Origin of the sequence: Sphingosinicella sp., from assembly GCF_041916975.1 — a bacterium.
Taxonomy (GTDB): domain Bacteria; phylum Pseudomonadota; class Alphaproteobacteria; order Sphingomonadales; family Sphingomonadaceae; genus Sphingosinicella.
Map to the genome: position 1 here is coordinate 3,524,246 of NZ_JAYRYK010000001.1, position 17,172 is coordinate 3,541,417.

Consider the following 17,172-nt stretch of genomic DNA (forward strand, 5'->3'; position numbering starts at 1 on the left):
TTTTCCAGATGAGCAGCATGACCGATAACGGCGTTTATTCGATTCCCGTCATCGTCGGGGTCGCGCAGATCAACGACAGGAATGAAGACCCTGCGGCTGGTCTCGATGCGTTAGACCTCATGGCGCTCGCACTCGAGCGTGCGGATGATGATGCCGGTGGAAACTGGCTCGCACGCACCGACTTTCTCGGCATCGAAAATCAGGTGAGCAGCGGGATCACGGCCTGGCCCGCAAGGGAGCCGATCACACCCCATCTTCTGCAGAGGATGGCTCTCTCCCCAAAATCGACGATGCTGACCCGGGAGCCGAGCGGTGATGGTCCCGTCCTTCTGCTGAATCATGCGGCCAATATGATCGCCTCGGGCAACGCGCAGGTGGCCGCTGTCGTCGGCGCCGAAGCGCTGCGCACGGCCGCCCACCGCAATACTGCGCGCAAGGCGGAAGGGGCAGGCAGATCGAATATGATGAGCGATTTGCTCGACGGATCGGTCAGGCCGATTCTTCGCAAATACGGGCTGATAACGCCCGCGGATGTCTATCCCCTTTATGAGACCGCCACGCGCGCGGCGTGGAAGCAAAGCCACGCCGACGCCCAGCGGGAAACGGGAATCCTGTGGTCCGGTTATGCTCGCGCGGCGGCAGAGAACGACGGCGCCTGGATACGGGAGCCTTACGCGCCCGAAGCGATCACGGCGGTCTCACCGGGCAATCGGATGGTCACATATCCCTACACAAAGCTCATGGTCGCGAACAGCGCCGTCAATCAGGGCGCAGCGCTCATCCTGACCAGTCTCGGCATGGCGCGCGAAAGCGGTATTCCGGAGGACAGGCTGGTTTTCGTGGGTCGGGGTGCTTCCGCGCACGAAGATGAAGATTTTCTTGCGCGCGATAGTTATGCGGCCTCTCCTGCGATGGCCGTGTCCATCCGCAGGACGATGGAGCTCAATCAGCTTTCCGCTGAGGATCTCGATTTTGTGGAACTCTACAATTGCTTCCCCTGTGTTGCGAAGATGGCGCGCCGGGTTCTCGGCTGGCCGCTGGAGAAATTGCCGAGCGTATACGGTGGACTAAGCTTCGGGGGCGGACCGATCGGCAATTGCATGATGCACGCGGCTGTCGTGATGACGCAGAAGCTGCGGAAAGGTGGTCGTCATGGTTTGATCTTCGCAAACGGCGGTTTTGCAACGCACAATCATACGATCGTGATCAGCAGCCAGATGACAGAAGGACTGTTTCCGCAGAATTTTGATTATCAGGACGAGGCGGACTCCCAGCGTGGCGCAATCCCGCCGCTTGATGATCACTATGTCGGCCCGGGCCAGATCGAGGCTTATACAGTCCCCTATGGCCGTGATGGTTCTCCACGCTACGGCACTATCGTCGGCCGCTCGCCGGACGGCGCACGTTTCCTCTGCCGTGTTCCGCCGGAGGATGAGGCGACACTCAGCTTCCTGGTTTCGGGCGCAACCGAGCCCGTGGGCACGGAGGGCGTCGCCGTTCCGGCCGAGGACGGTTATGTCGTGTGGCGGCGAGCCATGAGCGCAGGCGGGCCGGGATGATGTCTGGCGCGCACGGTCACGATGCAATTCTTCAGGCTGCGGTCCGCAGGATGCTCGCGTCCACCGTGGCGGAGCGTGGCTCGGCGTCTGCGATCTGGCAAACGGCTGTCGACCAGGGCTTGTCGATGCTGTGCGTCGACGGCGAAACAGGTCTTCATGATCTTGTGTTGGTGATGCGAGAACTCGGGCGCGCGGCGTCGTCGCTTCCCGTGCTCGAGTCCGCGGTCGCCAACATCTTTGTGCCCGGACACATCGAAAGCGGCCGGCGGGTTGCGATCGGTTTTGCGCGCGAAGGCGATATCCGCCACGCCGGCGGCACGGCAAGTGGCCGCGTTCGTCTTGTCGAAGGCGCCGCTGACGCCGATCAGCTTCTGCTTTGCCTCGACAACCATGTCCTTATCCTGCCGCTCCGCACGACAGGTGTCTCTGTCGTCGCCACGCCGGCTTTGCTTCCGGGCCTTGCAGATGTGGGGATGGAGAACGCCCCTTGTGAAGCGATTGCTCTATCCGACGCCGAAATGCGCAATCTGCTTGCACTTGTGCGCCTTGGGTTTGGGGCACGCGCACTCGGAGCCGCGGAACGCGGGTTCGAGATGGTTGTGGAGTATGCCAAGGTCCGGCGGCAGTTCGGTCAGGCGATCGGCAGCTTTCAGGCTGTTCAGCACAAGCTTGCCAACAGTCACATGCTTCTTGAAGGGTGCCGTCTGCAATTCACGGCGGCCGCGCAAGCTTATGACAGCGGTTCTGCGGGCTGGACGGCGCTTGAGGAGTCTGCAACCGCGTTCGCGGCGCTGTCCCTGCGGCAGGTGGCGCTTGAAACGCAGCACTGTTTCGGCGCCGTGGGCTTTGCCGAGGAGCACGAAGCACCCGCCCTGTTCCGACGCGTCCATGGAGATGTTGCCCGCTGCGAAGCCATGCGCGGTGCCCGGCGCGATCTTGGGACTCGTATCCTGAAGGATGGAGCTCAGGGGATGAAGGCCCTGTTCACGCGCGAGGACGATCCGGCCGCAGAATTTCGCGCGAACCTCCGCGCTTGGCTCGATGCGAACTGGTCTGCTGCGGAACGTGCCGCGCATTCCGGCAAGCCGTTTTCCGAACGAAACTGGAATCTGACATTCGCCGAGCGCTTGGGAAGGGACGGTTGGGCCGCACTGAACTGGCCTCAGTCTGCAGGGGGGCTAGATGCGACGCCCCTTGAACAGCTTGCCTTCAGCGAAGAGCTGTTGAAGACCGGCGTATCCGATTATCCGCTGATCTGCAGCTGCCGGATCATGGCGCCGGAAATCATCGCGCATGGGACAGACGCGCTGCAACAGGCTTTGCTGCCCGGCCTGCGTGCGGGCAAGATCACGGGTTGTCTTGGCTACAGCGAGCCGGAAGCCGGGTCCGACCTTGCCAGCCTCCGCACGAAGGCGGAGCGGGAGGGTGATGATTACGTCATCAATGGCCAGAAGATATGGACGACCGATGGCCACCGCGCGACGCACATGATCCTCGCCGCGCGAACGCATCCCGATCCCGCGGTCAGGCACGGCGGCATCAGCCTGTTCATCCTGCCGATGGACAGCCCCGGCATCTCTGTTCGACCGATGATGGCCATGTACGGCCAGACGTTCTGCAACATCTTCTTTGATAATGTGCGCCTGCCCGCAAGCTGGCGGCTGGGCGAGGAGAACGGCGGCTGGAAAATTCTGTCGCGGGCGCTTGCAAACGAACGCATCGCGATGGGCGGCTTCGTGTTCCAGTTACGCATCCTGCTCGAAGCCCTTGTCGAGCATCTTCGGCGGGACAGTGAACTGCGCGACTGTTCCGTCACAGCCGACGCGATCGGTAGGCTTGCGTGCGAACTCTTGACAAGCAGCCAGCTCACGCTGCGTTCGATCACGCCAATGGGCGATCATGTGCCGCTCGTCGAGGCGGCGATGGCGAAGGTTTACGCAAGCGAGCTTGCGCAGCGTATCACCGAGACGGCGATCGATCTTCTCGGCGGCGAAGCACTGCTTTCCGCAGGCGCGACGGATGCGCCAGCGGCTGGGGCGATCGAGCAGATCTTGCGCACGTCGATCATGTACGTCGTCGGCGGCGGCAGCAACGAGATCCAGCGGTCGATGATCGCGCAGCGCGGCCTTGGGCTCGGGCGGTGAGATCGCGCTGTCTCAGAAAGGGAGTGAGTGAAGATGGAACCGATTAAGAGCCTGGTAGGCGCAGAATTCCCGCTGTTCGCATTCAGCCATTGCCGCGACGTTGTGGCTGCGGTCAGCAGGGCGGGTGGGTTCGGTGTGCTCGGCGGTTCGAGCTTCACACCCGAACTGCTCGAGGAGGAACTGCGCTGGATCGACGATCACGTCGACGGCAAGCCCTATGGTGTCGATATCCTCATTCCCGAAAATCAGGCGCTCGGCACGAATTTCGATATGGACAGCCTCCTGCAGCAGATCCCGCAGAAGCATGTAGATTTCGCGGTCGATCTTCTGAAGGCGCACAACATTCCGGTGAAGCCCGGCGACGTCGTCGCGAATATTCCGCCAACGACACTGCCGGAGGTGGGGGAGGCGTTGATGGATGTCGCGTTTCGCCATCCTATCAGGCTGATCGTGAATGCGCTCGGCATCGCACCTGAATCGATGATCGACCGCGCACGTCGTCACGGTGTTCCGGTCGGCGCTCTCGTCGGCGCAAAGGAGCACGCGATCCGCCAGGTGAACGCCGGTGTCGATCTTATCGTGGCGCAAGGCGGCGAAGCGGGCGGACACTGCGGGGAGGTTTCCACGCTCGTGCTCGTTCCCGAAGTCATCCGCGCGATCGCGCCGATCCGCAAGGTGCCTGTGCTCGCGGCGGGCGGCATCATGACCGGCGCGCAGATGGCGGGCTGCATGGCGATGGGCGCGGCGGGGGCGTGGACGGGCTCTGTCTGGCTCGCCACGACCGAGGCGGAAACCAGCGAAACCTTCAAGGAAAAGATGGTCGCCGCTGGCTCGCGCGACACTATCCGTTCCAAAACGCGTACCGGAAAGCCGAGCCGCCAGTTGCGGTCTGAATGGCATGCCGCTTGGGATGGGGCCGGGAGCCCCGGTGCGCTCCCGATGCCGATGATGGCGATGATCAGCATCCCCACCTTCGCGCGTATCGACAAGGCGGCGGACACTGGGAATGCGGATGCGAAACGGCTGGTGAGCTATTGGGTAGGGCAGGGTGTCGGCCTCGTCGATTCCGTGCGCTCCGCAACAGCCGTCGTGCAGGAGTTCAAATCCGATTTCGCAGATGCCATCGAAAGCCTCATGTCGACGATCGAGAGCTGAAGAGATCACGCGGGCACAAAGCTGCTTGCTGCAGGGAGAGATTAATGGCCGATGCCCCAAAGCGCTCCGCGCACCGCCTTTCCACACTTTTCGAGCCGCGCAGCATCGCCCTTGTCGGTGCGACGGAACGGTCGATGTGGTCCAGTTTCATCATCAGAAACTTTCGGGACTTCGGATTTGAAGGCAAGGTCTATGCGATCAATCGGAATGCCGCCGATGTTCTGGGCGTAAAAGGCTATGCCTCGTGCCGCGATATCGGGGAGCCGGTTGATGTCGCGTTCCTGTTCGTGCCCCAGCCGGTGGTGCTGAGCGCGATGGAGGATGCCGCGGCTGCAGGCATTCGGAACATGGTGATCCTCACATCCGGCTACGCTGAAACGGGAGACGCGGGCGCGGCCCTGCAGCAGGCGCTCGTCGACAAGGCAGCCGCGCTCGGCGTCACTTTCTGGGGGCCGAATTCGCTTGGGTTCAACAACGTCAGCGCGCGCGCGCCGGTGTCGTCGATCCCGGCGGTCTTTCCGATCCTCGAGCCGCGCATTGCCATCGTCTCGCAGAGCGGGGCGACGGCGAGCGAGCTCAACGAGTTCGCAAACAGTCAGAACATCGGCACAAGCTTCGTCGCGGCAACCGGAAACGAGGGACAGCTCAGCCTGTCGGATGTCGTCGACTATCTCGTCGACCACGAGCCCACGCGCGCCATTGCGATTTTCTCTGAATCCATTCGTGATCCGGAAACCTTCGCCCGCGCCGCGCTTCGCGCGCGTGAAAAGCGCAAACCGATCGTGATCCTGAAGATCGGGCGCAGCGAGCTTGCGACCGCCGTTGCGAAGGCACACACGGGCTCGCTTGCGGGAGACGACCGCGTTTTCGATGCGGTTTGCGCGCACCTTGGCATTATCCGCGTCTATTCGACCGAGGATCTGATCACCACAGCGGGTATGCTCGCCGCGACCGGGCCGCTCCCCGAACCGGGCCTTGGTTTCATCTCCATTTCGGGCGGCGCCTGCACGCTTGTGGCGGACGGCGCAGAGTCCGTAGGACTTCTCGTACCTCCTCCGCCACCTGAAACAGCCGCTGCGCTGAAATCGCTGATGGCGGATTTCGCCTCTGCCATGAATCCGCTCGACGTAACCGGTGCGGTCATGGGTGATCCGGCAATGCTCGAAAGGATCATTCCGGTGGCGGCGGCGGCCCCGCAGATCGGCATTGTCGGCATCAACATCGCCGTGCCCACGTCGGAAGACAGCGCAGGGCTTCCGCCTGCGCTCACGGCGATCGGCAGGGCCGTCAAAGGGCTCGATAAGCCTGCTGTCATGGTCACGACCACGGCGAAATCTCTTACGGATGTAACGCGCGCCGCCATCAAGGAGCATGATCTTCCGCATGTCGTGTGCGGCATTGAATCCATGCTGCGCGCAGCTTCCCATGCGGCATGGTGGTCGCAGGAACTAGGCAAGCCTGCTCAGCATCTGAATCCGGCGCGCGAACAGGCCGCGCTGCCGCCGGCATTGTCGTCGGAACGCGCCGTCCTTGATTATCTCGCGCAAAAAAGTGTGCCCGTCATCCCGGCCGCTGTCGTTTGTTCCCGCGCGGAGGCCGAGGCCGCCGGAATCGAAGGGCCGCTCGTGCTCAAAATCCTGTCGCCAGACATCGCGCACAAAACCGAGGTTGGCGGTGTTCGGCTGAACGTGGCGAGCGCAGATGTCGGCGCTGCTTACGAAGCGTTGCTGGAAGCGGTGAAGACCGCGCGTCCCGATGCGCGGATCGAGGGCGTTATCATGTCTCCGATGCGGCAGGGCGGGGTGGAACTGCTCGTCGGGGTCACGCGTGACCCCACATGGGGGCCGATGATCACGGTCGGCTTCGGCGGCGTCCTCGTCGAACTCCTCGCCGATGTTGCGATTTCTCCGCTGCCGGTAACCCGCGAAAATGTGGTCTCGATGCTGGATCGCCTTCGGGGCGCCAAGCTGCTGAAAGGTTTCCGAAACACGCCCGTCGCCGATCTCGATCGCCTCTCCGATGCCATCGTCCGTATCGGAGAGGCCGCGCTGGCGCTTGGCCCGAATCTGGACTCTCTCGAGGTGAATCCGCTCCTCGTTCGCGGCGGTGATGTGGAGGCTCTCGATGGTCTCGTGATCTGGAAGGATGAAACACGATGAGTACGGCGGACACGTCTGGAACGCTCGGCGAAGTTCTGGTCGAGCGTGTCGGCGAGCATGTCGTGCTCATTACGCTGAACCGTCCCGATTCTCACAATGCCGTCAATGTCGCCATTGCGGAGGCGCTTGAAGCCTGTGTGATACAGATAGAGTCAGATAAGACCGTCCGCGCAGCGGTTCTTGCGGCGCGCGGCAAGTCCTTCTGCGCCGGCGCAGACCTGCGCGAAGTCGCCGCCGGGCGGGCGCTCCAGCTTGCGAGGCCGGAAACCGGCTTTGCGGGTTTCGTCTACGCCGCGAAGAGCAAGCCGTGGATCGCTGCCGTGCAGGGGGCGGCGTTTGGCGGCGGAACCGAAATTGCGCTGGCGTGCGATATGATCATCGCTGGAGAAAAGGCGAGTTTCGCTCTGCCCGAGGTGAAGCGCGGGCTGATCGCGGGGGCCGGCGGTGCGTACCGGGTCACGAATGTATTGCCGCGTCCGGTCGCCATAGAGATGGTCGTGACCGGAGAACCGATCGGCGCGAAGCGCGCGTATGAACTTGGCCTCGTCAATCATCTCGTGGCGGGGGGCGAAGAGGTCGCGGCAGCGTTACGGCTTGCCGAAACGATCGCTCGCAATGCACCACTTTCCGTCCGTGAAAGCCTGCGGTTGACGCGCTTTGCCGCCGATCGCGGGGAGGCGGAAAATCTCAGGCTTCAGGACGAGGTCGTCACCAACGTCCTTGCCTCGCCCAACCTTGCCGAAGGTGCGAAAGCCTTCATCGAAAAGCGTGCGCCGGTCTGGACCGACTGAACGGTCCACACCGCCTAGGAAAACCGGAAACCGGGGTATCCCTGCTCGCGATCTTCGGTGCACCGTGCCTTATAGGTGCCGTAGCCGCCTACGTAGGCCAGAATGACGCGTGGCTTGCCCGGAACATTCGAGCCCACATACCAGCTGTCCGCCGTTTCCCAGAGATTGCCTTTCACCAGATCGTTTACGTGCTGTGTCCACGTATCTTGGGCTTCGGCGGTAGTCTCGCAGCGCTTGTAGCCGTTCTTTTCGGTGTAACAGATCAGGTCCGCGATCCAGTCGACCTGCATTTCATTGGTCATCACGACGTTCGTGAGGACGGAGGGGCTGCCCGGGCCGCCAATCATGTATAAATTGGGGAAGCCCTGTACGCTGATCCCGAGATAGGTGTGCGGTCCGTTTCCCCAGACCTCGGCGAGGGATCGGCCGTCTTCTCCCCGAACGTCGATAACGGTAAGCGCCCCGGTAAGCGCATCGAAGCCCGACGCACAGATCAGGAAATCGAGAGGGATTTCTCGCCCGTCCACAATGGCGCCTGTCTCGGTGAAGCGCTCGATCGGACTCGTCTTCACGTCGATGAGGTCGACATTGTCGCGGTTGAAGGTCTCATAGAAATCGGTGCCGACCGTGCAGCGTTTCGTGCCGTAGGCGAAGCCTTTCGGCGTCAATGTTTCCGCGACGTCGGGGTCGTTCACGATTGTCTTGATCTTGCTGCGCAGGAAGTTCGCCGCCTCTTCGTTGACATCCTTGTCGATCATCGCGTCACAAAACGCCCAGCCGACGACCCCGCCGCCGCATTCCCAGCGGCTTTCGTAGATTTCGCGACGCTCTTCGTCCGTGAATTCGGAAGCTTTGCGGAACATGGCGTCATTGATGCTGTCGTCCAGCATCAGGTCGCCGCCGCCCCATCTCAGACAGTTCTGCAGACGATCGCGGGTCAAATCGCGATTCTGTTCCCACCAATCGTAATCGTTTTGCGTCAGCGGGCGATTGCGTGCCGGCGCGTGGAAATTGGGAGTGCGGATGAACACGGTCATGTGCCCGCATTGTTCGGCAACGATTGGAATCACCTGTGTGCCCGATGAACCTGTGCCGATAATGCCCACACGTTTTCCGGCGAAATCCGGATACGTCTCTGGCCAGCGCGCCGTGTGGATCACCTCGCCCCGGAACGTGTCGAGGCCCGGTATATTCGGCATGATGGGCGCCGATATGGGGCCTGGAGACGACAGGAAGTGCCGCGCGCGATAGTGGGCGCCGTTTTCCGTCTCGAATTCCCAAAGGCCGCTCGCCTTGTCGAATGCGGCTTTCGTCAGTCTGGAATTGAAGCGGATGTCTTTGCGAAGGTCCAGCCGGTCGGCAACCCATTGCAGATAGCGGCAGATCTCGTCGCGTCCGGCATATCGCTCGGTCCATTTCCATTCCGCGTCGAGGATCGGTGAGAACGTGTAGCAGTAGGCAAGGCTCTCAACGTCGCAACGTGCGCCGGGATACCGGTTCCAATACCAGGCGCCGCCCGTGTCAGGCGCTGCTTCGATCGCCAGCACCTTCAGTCCTTCTTCGCGCAGGCGATGCAGGCTGTGGAGGCCGCCAAAGCCCGCGCCGAGTATCAGTACGTCCAGAACCTCCTCGTCGGCGGTGTTGGTCATCCTTCCCTCCTGGCTTGTATAGGCTTTTCGTTGTTCGATGTTGATATTGATATATCAAGTTATATAAAATATGCAAATATATGTGAGACTGGATATTCTATGCAATTTCAGTCTGTTGAGGGTAGCAGTCCGAATTCGCCAACGGCGGTCGGTTGCTGGCGGCGGGATGGGTCAGCTATTCCCGCGAAGGCGGAACGGTACCATGCCGCCATCGATCCTGAGGTCGGTACCGGTGATGAAGGATGCGTCATCAGAAGCGAGGAAGGCTGCTGCCCGTGCGATGTCCATGGGCGTTCCCCAGCGCCGGATCGGGGTTTCCTTCAGCAGTTCGCCGGCAGCCTCTCCTTGGTCTACCTCGAATCTGCCCATCGGTGTCCAGATAAGTCCGGGCGAAAGCGATACGATGCGCGCGCCCTTGTTTGCCCACGATGGGGCGCGGGCCTCGGCCATACGGATCGTCGCACGTTTGGAAACGCCGTAGGCCGGGCCGCTCAGGCCTGAATAAGAAAACGACTTCGAGTCCGTCATCATTGCTGCGAGCCGCTGGAGGTGCGATTCCATCACCTCAAGGGAGGTTTCTGTCGGGGCGGCAAGCAGGGCATCTACCTCGGCGTCGGCTGGCGCAAGATGGCCCGCGATTGAAGCGATGAGCACGCACACGCTGCCTGGGTTCAGGCGGGCCTCCAGCGCATCGAGCAGCATCGCGGTCCCAAGGGCGTTGGTGCGCAGGATTGCACGCCAATCCGCCATGCCGGAAGAAAGTCCGGCGGTGTGGACGATGGTGCCGAGCGATCCGTGTGCATCAATGGCCTCAGCGATCGCGGCCATGGTTGTGGGGGCGGCAATATCGCCTGCGATCGTGGCCGAAACGCTATATCCTTCATCCTTCAATTGCGCGCTGGTCTGGGCCAGGCGATCCTGGGAAATGTCGGCGAGGATGAGGTCCTGCGATCGCCCGAATTCACGGGCGCACGCGATGCCCATTCCGCCGCACCCACCGGTAATCAAGGCGGCTCGCTTTCCAATCCCCAAGGTCAAGCCCGTCCTCCCCATGCCATTCACGTTCATGCGCATCAAATGTGCGAGCGGCTGATGTTATTATAACAAGTTATAACATTGGAGTGTCTGGACGCAAGCCTTCCGCGGCGGTGGGATTTGTGGGAAACGACCAGTGTTTTCGATATCAGCCGAGTTGTCCTGGCCGCTTTTTTTTAATAGCCCGGGTACGGGCCTCTTTCCGGCGAACGTGTGAGGGAGGGGTGCCTCGATGCGGGTCTGGGAGCAAAGCCCTAATGAAATACAGAAAAAAAGCCACGGAGGAGCCAAATGCTTCCGAAGACCCGCCGCGACAGAAGCGACCGTACAACAGCCGCTCGATGGTGGAGCGGCGCCAGAGAATCCTGAAGGCCACGCTGCAGCTCATCGAGGAGGAAGGGGTCAACGGCGTCACAATCCGGGAGATCAGCAAAAAGTCTGACGTTGCACTGCGGACCCTCTATTTATATTTCGGTAGCCGTGAAGTTATCATTGGCGTTGCCATCAAGGACTTCTTTTACAAAAACATTGAAGAATCGGGCGCGGACCTAGAACCGAAGACGCTTCCAAGCCTTCTTGATCGCTTTGACCGCCTGACCGATATCATTATCGGTAATGAGGCGTATTCAAGCGCCCTTGCGCCTATCTTTTTTTCTGCAAACATCGACCCGAGTATTTACGAAATTCTTAGGGATATTGCGATTTCGCACGTCAGAAGCTTCGTGTGCGAGCTTGCCTCCTCGAAGGCCAATCCGCTGAGCGATGCGGAACGCGATCTGCTTATTGCTCAGATCGCGAACATAGAGTTTTCCGTGATAAACGATGCGCTCAGCGGCCGCATTCCGCTTTCACAGCTCAGTACGTGTCTGAAACTGGCTGTTCTGTCGCTGATCGCGGGGTTTATTCCAAAACCGTCGGCAGAGCTGAAGGCGACGATCCTGGCGCTGCGAGAGGGGCTCGAGCCCGACGAAGCCTAGGCACGCGCGCTGTTTGCCGCTGCTGCAAACGTGGTCGTTCCGCAACTCAATATTCTACCTTCCAGCAGTTTGATAACTGTGTTAGGCCTGCTCAGAGATGAGGCGAGGGTGGTATGAGTGCAGGTGTCTAAGATTTCGCGTAACGATATGATAAAAAAAGAGGTTTCTGCCTCCGATGTCTACCCTTGGGTCGTGGTGTTCTTTCTCACGGCGATCTACACGGTGGCCTTCATCGATCGGCAAATCCTCAATCTTCTCGTCGACCCGATCAAGCGCAGCTTCATCCTGTCGGACACGGAGGTGAGCCTGCTGCAAGGGCTCGCCTTCACATCAGCCTATGTGGTGTTCAGTCCGTTCTTCGGTCGTCTCGCCGATCGCGCCAATCGCCGGAACATTCTCGTGACGGGCGTGATTGTCTGGAGCCTGGGCACGATCTCCTGCGGCTTGTCGTCGGACTATGGGACGCTGTTTGCCTCACGCGTGGTCGTCGGCGCCGCGGAGGCGTGCGTATCGCCGGCGGCCTGGTCGATGCTGTCGGATTATTTCGACCGAAAGCGCCTGCCGCGCGCCATGAGCATCTTTCTGATCGGGCCTTACCTCGGCGCCGGTCTTGCGCTTGTCTTCGGCGGGTTGCTGATCGGCGCGGCCGGGGGCGTTATCGGCGGGCACGAGATTTTCTCAGGGCTGGAGCCTTGGCAGTTCGTCTTCATTGCCATCGGTTTTCCGGGGATCTTGCTCGGCCTTGCCGCGCTTGTCGTGCGCGAACCTCCGCGACGCAGCTTCGCCAATGAAGGGGGCGCGGCGGAAATCTACACGCTGAAGGAAACGTTGGTCTTCTTCTGGGCAGGCCGCGCCTTCTTCGGGCGTTTCTATGCCGCGATGACGGGAATCATCATCGTTCTTTACGCACTGCCCGCATGGATGCCTGCATTTCTGATGCGCCGTCACGGCGCGGATTCGGCATCGATGGGACTCGAATACGGCGCGCTCGTCCTCGTGATGGGTACGCTCGGCGTGCTGAGCGGACCTGCAATCGGCAGGTGGATCGAACAGCGCGGGCATGAAGGCGGCACGGTGATCGTCGCCGCCGTTGCGGCGCTCGCCCTTGTCCCCGCAAGCATTGCGCTGTCGCTCGCACCGACTTACGGCACGGCTCTTGCGGCTGCAGCGGTCGCGACATTCTTTTTCAGCCTTCCGCAGGCCATGGCAGCATCCGCGCTGCAACTTGCCACACCGAACGGAATGCGGGGGCTGGCCTCGGCCATGTATGTTTTCCTGGTGGCGGTCGTCGGGCTCGGAATCGCGCCCACAATCGTCGCCTTGTTCACCGATGTCGTCTTCCGCGATCCGGCGAAGGTCGGCATTTCACTTTCGATTGTTTGCGCATCGAGCGCGGCGGTTGGAGCGTGGCTCGCATTTCGCGCGCTTCCGCACTATCGCGCTTCCCTCAAGCGCGTGGCGGCAGTTGATTAAATGAGCGGACTCGAACCTTTGTTCACGCCGTTTTCGGGCGGCCACCTCAGCGTGCCGAACAGGCTCGTAATGGCGCCGATGACGCGCTGGTTCTCGCCAGGCGAAGTTCCGGGCCGCGACGTCGCAGCCTATTATCGGCGGCGCGCAGAGCACGGCGTTGGTCTCATCATTACGGAAGGGACGACGATCGACCATCCCGTCGCCTCCCATTCCCTGCGGATTCCGGCGTTCCACGGCGCTGGCCTCGATGGCTGGCGACGCGTGGTTGAAGAGGTGCACGAGGCAGGCGGCAAGATCGCCCCGCAGATCTGGCATGTCGGTGCGATGCGCCATCCCAAGCAGGATCTGCCAAACCCTCACCTTCCGCCGATGAGCCCGTCGGGCCTTCACAAACCCGGCGCCTCGGCAAGCGGACAGGAAATGACCGCGAAAGACATTGCGGATATCGCCGATGCCTTCGGCAAAGCGGCGTATAATGCGCGGCGCCTTGGTTTCGATGGTGTCGAGATTCACGGCGCGCATGGATATATTCTCGACCAATTCCTGTGGGAGCCGCTCAACCGCCGCAAAGATGCCTACGGCGGAACCGCGGTGGAGCGAACGCGATTCGCGGCGGAGATCGTCGCGGCAGTACGCCGCGCGGTCGGACCGGACTTTCCGCTCATCCTGCGCATATCGCAGTGGAAGCAGCAGGATTACACCGCGCGCCTGGCGACAGACCCGGAGGCTTTGGGCGCCATCCTGAAGCCGCTTACAGAGGCTGGTGTCGATATCTATCATTGCTCGCAGCGCCGTTATTGGGAAACGGAATTCGAAAGCTCTGCGCTCAATCTGGCGGGCTGGGTAAAGCGTTTGACAGGGCGGCCGACGATTACGGTTGGCAGTGTTGGTCTCAGCGCGCCGCTCTCCGTCACCGATATCGGTGACGAGGCCGGTACGGATGATGACCTGCAGCCACTGGCGGATGCCGTTGCAAGAGGTGATTATGATCTGGTCGCCGTGGGCCGCGCGCTCATTGGCGATGCGGAATGGGTGGATAAGGTTCGGGAAGGGCGGTTCAGTGAACTGCGCCGTTTCGATCGGAGTGCTTTGGAGGAATTGATATGAGCCAGCCGCCGAACTGGCAGCGTGGAATGATCCGCGTCGATCTTGATGAGACGGTCGGCTTCGTAACGTTCGATAGACCGGAAAAATTGAACGCGATGGACCGGGCTTTCTGGCCCGATCTTCGCGCTGCGCTGGTTTGGGCGGAGGAGGCGGGCGCGCGGTGCATCGTTTTCCGCGGTGCGGGAACGCGCGCATTCTGCGTGGGCGGCGACGTAAAGAGTTTCGCGGCACTCTCCACGGAAGAGGAGCGCCGCGCATTCCAAATCGATGCCATGGCGACGTTCGATGCTATCGCGCGGTGCGCGCTGCCGACAGTCGCAGCCGTAAGGGGGCTTGCCCTAGGCGGTGGCTGCGAAGTGGCGATGGCTTGTGATATGGTGATCGCAGCGGATGATGCCGTATTCGCAATGCCAGAGGCGCGTTTCGGGCTGGTGCCCGGCTATGGCGTGTTGAGGGCGCCGTCCGTCGTGGGTGCGCAGATCACGAAATTCATGGTGTTCGGCGGGGAAAAGCTTGATGCCGAAAGTGCGCTGCGCCTTGGTCTTGTCCAGCGTCTTTCGACGGTGGACGGGCTTATGGATGATGCGCTTGCCCTCGCGCGAAAGGTTGCGGCGGTACCGCCCGCAGCCATTGCGGCAGGGAAGGCGCTGATCGATACGGCGATTGATCCGGCCCGTGTCGCACAGTCGATCGAAATGGTGACGGCACTGCATTCCACGCCGGAATCTCGCGCGGCGGTATCCAGCTTTGGAGAGAAAGCATGAGCGAAGATCGGACCATGGCGAGCCTGATCGCCGATCTTCGGGCACGTCAGGCACGCGCAAGGGAAATGGGCGGGCCAGACGCATTGGCGCGTCACCGGGCATCGGGGCGCCTGCCGGTGCGCGAACGCGTGGATTTGCTGATCGACGAGGGGAGCTGGTTTGAAATCGGCGCGCTTGCTCTGCCGGAACTGCGCACAAAGCATGTGCCGGGTGATGCCGTCGTCACCGGGTTCGCGCGGCTTGATGGCCGCCACGTCGGCGTTATCGGCATCGACAGCTCGATTGTCGCCGGAACGACTGCGCCGACCAGCATGCGCAAGCAGGGGCGCCTTATCGAGATCGCCCAGCGCAACGGCTTCCCGATCGTTCTCCTCTGTGATGCCGATGGTGGCCGCATTCCCGATGTGATGGGTTGGCGCTTTTCGCACCTGCCGCTGGATTTCAAAACCTTCCTTGCGCCTACCGACGGCGGTCCGCTCGTTCCGCGCGCAGCGGCGGTTCTCGGGCCGTCTTACGGTGATTCCGCCTTGCATGCGTCGACGGCGCATTTTGTCGTGATGCTGCGCTCGGCCTCGCTGGCGCTTGTCGGGCCGTCCGTGATCGAACCGGCAACTGGCGAGAAGCTGACGGACGAGGAGCTTGGCGGTCCCGCGAAGGCTCTCGCTGTCGGGAATGCTCACGCCGTCGCCGAAAGTGAAGCGGAGGCGATGGACGCGATCGCGGCATTTCTGTCGTTCCTGCCGTCGAACAGCAACCTGCCGGCACCCGTCGCACCCGCGCGCGATCCGGCTGTCGATCCGGCGCGCCTCGCCGAAATCGTGCCGCTCGGCGCGAAGGATGGCTACGACATGTACCGGGTGATCGAAGCGATCGCCGATGCGGGCAGCCTCTTCCCCTGGGGCGACGAATGGGGCGGGTCCGTGATCACCTGTCTTGCAAGGATCGAAGGGCAGCCGGTCGGCTTCGTCGCGAGCCAGCCCATCGTCCGTGCCGGCGCGCTCGATGCGGATGCGCTCAACAAGGAACGCGAATTCGTCGATCTCTGCGATACCTTCAACCTGCCCATCGTGTTCCTGCACGACGTGCCGGGTCTGATGGTTGGCACCAGTGCCGAACGGTCCGGCATTCTCAAAGCTTACGAGAAACTTGCGCTGCGAATCTCCACGGCCAATGTGCCCAAGATCGGCGTGATCATCCGCAAGGCATACGGCGGCGGTCATTTCGCGCTCGGCGGCCGGCCCACGCATCCTGATTTTCTCTTCGCGTGGCCGTCCGCCGAAATGGGATTCATGGCGCCCGATACCGGCGTCAGAACCGTGTATCGGCGAAAGATTGATGCGGTTCGCGAAGAGCTGGGAGATGAGGCGGCGGCGACGCTCGCGGCGGAACTCCGCAGGGAGTGGGAAACTGAATCCGAACCCTGGGAGGCGGCTGCGTATATCGCGCTCGATGATGTTATCGAACCGGGCGAAACGCGCGCCAAGCTTGTGTCCGCGATCGACTATGCCTGGGGTGTTCAGGCGGAAAGAGTCCGCCCATGACGCTCTCGCTTGCCGACGCGCCGGCCTTCCTCCGGCTGATGAAGCACTATGTGCTCGATTATACGAACCGCAACGACCAGTCGCAGACGCCGGCCATCATGGAAGCGGATTATGTGCTGCGGATGGGCGATTATTTCGTGCGCGGACGCGATACCGAATATCACGCCGCGACCGCCAAGCAGATGGAGCAGTTCCCCAACCTGTGTCTCACGGTCCACGAGATCGCGACATCGGGCGAACGTCTGGTGATGCGGTTTTCGGAGCATGGCAGGTCGCGTGCCCACGACAATCGCGGCTGCGCTTGGGGCGGTATCGGGCTCTACAAGTGGAACGGCAAGAAGCTCGTTATGAACCACGTCGAGCAGGATTATCTGGCGCGGAAGCGGCAGTTGCGGACGGGTATTCCCGATCTCGTCGATCACCCGGCACTTTCGCCGTGGACCACTGCTGCCGAGGCGCCCGATATTGAGGCCGAAGCGGTCGTGAAAACATGGCTCGAAAGCGGCGCGCTGGCGAAGACGCCCGGCGTGCTTCTCGATGATCAGTGGACCGGCATTGCAGCGTCGCCGCTCGTCGCGCAGAGCCACGTGGAGATCAATGATTTCTTCTCCTGCGGTAATGCGGTCGCCTTCCATCTCACGCAGCACGGCGGCCTCATTCCAGACGCCGACGTTGCGGGGGAGGCGGGAACACCCGTCCGGCTGCATATGGCCGGTCTCGTTCATGTCGAAAACGGCGGCGTGAGGCGCGGTCGCATCGTCCGCAATCGCCTTGATCTCGTTCGATCGCTCGGCCGATGATACGCTCGATCCTGATCG

13 protein-coding genes are annotated in these 17,172 nt (G+C 61.7%); 11 read left to right on the plus strand and 2 right to left on the minus strand.

Annotation, left to right across the window (positions count from 1 at the left end):
• Positions 1 to 17: 17 nt before the first annotated feature.
• From ACE3TJ_RS16590 to ACE3TJ_RS16610, 5 genes are read left to right on the plus strand one after another with little or no spacing between them, the layout of a single operon-like run.
• Positions 18 to 1,559, plus strand: a complete 1,542-nt coding sequence (locus ACE3TJ_RS16590; protein WP_374598119.1) for an acetyl-CoA acetyltransferase — start codon at positions 18 to 20, stop codon at positions 1,557 to 1,559.
• Positions 1,556 to 3,703 (plus strand): acyl-CoA dehydrogenase family protein, encoded by a 2,148-nt coding sequence (locus tag ACE3TJ_RS16595; protein ID WP_374598121.1) that lies wholly within the window; start codon positions 1,556 to 1,558, stop codon positions 3,701 to 3,703. Before ACE3TJ_RS16590 ends, ACE3TJ_RS16595 begins: the two co-directional genes overlap by 4 nt.
• Positions 3,704 to 3,736: 33 nt before the next feature.
• On the plus strand, positions 3,737 to 4,858 hold the full coding sequence (locus tag ACE3TJ_RS16600) for an NAD(P)H-dependent flavin oxidoreductase (protein WP_374598123.1): 1,122 nt from the start codon (positions 3,737 to 3,739) through the stop codon (positions 4,856 to 4,858).
• 44 nt (positions 4,859 to 4,902) lie between these two features.
• Positions 4,903 to 7,017 carry an acetate--CoA ligase family protein gene (locus ACE3TJ_RS16605; RefSeq protein ID WP_374598125.1) on the plus strand — a complete coding sequence of 705 codons (2,115 nt, stop codon included), beginning with the start codon at positions 4,903 to 4,905 and terminating at the stop codon, positions 7,015 to 7,017.
• The gene (locus ACE3TJ_RS16610) at positions 7,014 to 7,808 is read left to right on the plus strand and encodes an enoyl-CoA hydratase-related protein (RefSeq protein ID WP_374598127.1); all 795 of its coding nucleotides are present in this window, start codon (positions 7,014 to 7,016) and stop codon (positions 7,806 to 7,808) included. The genes ACE3TJ_RS16605 and ACE3TJ_RS16610 overlap by 4 nt, the downstream gene beginning before the upstream one ends.
• Before the next feature lie 14 nt (positions 7,809 to 7,822).
• Here ACE3TJ_RS16610 and ACE3TJ_RS16615 read toward each other — a convergent pair whose 3' ends face one another.
• Together ACE3TJ_RS16615 and ACE3TJ_RS16620 are read right to left on the minus strand one after the other, a co-directional pair.
• A complete protein-coding gene (locus ACE3TJ_RS16615) occupies positions 7,823 to 9,457 on the minus strand; it encodes a flavin-containing monooxygenase (RefSeq protein WP_374598129.1) in 1,635 nt (544 codons plus the stop codon).
• Positions 9,458 to 9,628: 171 nt separating this feature from the next.
• The gene (locus ACE3TJ_RS16620; RefSeq protein WP_374598131.1) at positions 9,629 to 10,531 is read right to left on the minus strand and encodes an SDR family oxidoreductase; all 903 of its coding nucleotides are present in this window, start codon (positions 10,529 to 10,531) and stop codon (positions 9,629 to 9,631) included.
• Between the two features lie 218 nt (positions 10,532 to 10,749).
• On the opposite strand from ACE3TJ_RS16620, the gene ACE3TJ_RS16625 reads away from it, so the two are divergent.
• From ACE3TJ_RS16625 to ACE3TJ_RS16650, 6 genes are all read left to right on the plus strand, one after another.
• On the plus strand, positions 10,750 to 11,469 hold the full coding sequence (locus ACE3TJ_RS16625) for a TetR/AcrR family transcriptional regulator (RefSeq protein ID WP_374598133.1): 720 nt from the start codon (positions 10,750 to 10,752) through the stop codon (positions 11,467 to 11,469).
• 195 nt (positions 11,470 to 11,664) lie between these two features.
• Entirely contained in the window at positions 11,665 to 12,942 is a 1,278-nt protein-coding gene (locus ACE3TJ_RS16630) for an MFS transporter (RefSeq protein WP_374598135.1), read from the plus strand.
• Positions 12,943 to 14,049 carry an NADH:flavin oxidoreductase gene (locus ACE3TJ_RS16635; protein WP_374598137.1) on the plus strand — a complete coding sequence of 369 codons (1,107 nt, stop codon included), beginning with the start codon at positions 12,943 to 12,945 and terminating at the stop codon, positions 14,047 to 14,049.
• Entirely contained in the window at positions 14,046 to 14,813 is a 768-nt protein-coding gene (locus ACE3TJ_RS16640; protein WP_374598139.1) for an enoyl-CoA hydratase/isomerase family protein, read from the plus strand. Before ACE3TJ_RS16635 ends, ACE3TJ_RS16640 begins: the two co-directional genes overlap by 4 nt.
• Positions 14,810 to 16,354, plus strand: coding sequence for an acyl-CoA carboxylase subunit beta (locus ACE3TJ_RS16645; RefSeq protein WP_374598140.1), 1,545 nt, complete (start codon positions 14,810 to 14,812; stop codon positions 16,352 to 16,354). Before ACE3TJ_RS16640 ends, ACE3TJ_RS16645 begins: the two co-directional genes overlap by 4 nt.
• Positions 16,351 to 17,154, plus strand: a complete 804-nt coding sequence (locus ACE3TJ_RS16650) for a hypothetical protein (RefSeq protein ID WP_374598142.1) — start codon at positions 16,351 to 16,353, stop codon at positions 17,152 to 17,154. The genes ACE3TJ_RS16645 and ACE3TJ_RS16650 overlap by 4 nt, the downstream gene beginning before the upstream one ends.
• Positions 17,155 to 17,172: the final 18 nt, after the last annotated feature.

Coding starts and splice junctions, on each gene's coding strand:
- ACE3TJ_RS16595 (WP_374598121.1), top strand. CDS start 1,556: ATGATGTCTGGCGCGCACGGTCACGATGCAATTCTTCAGGCTGCGGTC.
- ACE3TJ_RS16600 (WP_374598123.1), top strand. CDS start 3,737: ATGGAACCGATTAAGAGCCTGGTAGGCGCAGAATTCCCGCTGTTCGCA.
- ACE3TJ_RS16650 (WP_374598142.1), top strand. CDS start 16,351: ATGACGCTCTCGCTTGCCGACGCGCCGGCCTTCCTCCGGCTGATGAAG.
- ACE3TJ_RS16625 (WP_374598133.1), top strand. CDS start 10,750: ATGAAATACAGAAAAAAAGCCACGGAGGAGCCAAATGCTTCCGAAGAC.
- ACE3TJ_RS16640 (WP_374598139.1), top strand. CDS start 14,046: ATGAGCCAGCCGCCGAACTGGCAGCGTGGAATGATCCGCGTCGATCTT.
- ACE3TJ_RS16620 (WP_374598131.1), bottom strand. CDS start 10,531: ATGCGCATGAACGTGAATGGCATGGGGAGGACGGGCTTGACCTTGGGG.
- ACE3TJ_RS16610 (WP_374598127.1), top strand. CDS start 7,014: ATGAGTACGGCGGACACGTCTGGAACGCTCGGCGAAGTTCTGGTCGAG.
- ACE3TJ_RS16615 (WP_374598129.1), bottom strand. CDS start 9,457: ATGACCAACACCGCCGACGAGGAGGTTCTGGACGTACTGATACTCGGC.
- ACE3TJ_RS16635 (WP_374598137.1), top strand. CDS start 12,943: ATGAGCGGACTCGAACCTTTGTTCACGCCGTTTTCGGGCGGCCACCTC.
- ACE3TJ_RS16590 (WP_374598119.1), top strand. CDS start 18: ATGACCGATAACGGCGTTTATTCGATTCCCGTCATCGTCGGGGTCGCG.
- ACE3TJ_RS16605 (WP_374598125.1), top strand. CDS start 4,903: ATGGCCGATGCCCCAAAGCGCTCCGCGCACCGCCTTTCCACACTTTTC.
- ACE3TJ_RS16645 (WP_374598140.1), top strand. CDS start 14,810: ATGAGCGAAGATCGGACCATGGCGAGCCTGATCGCCGATCTTCGGGCA.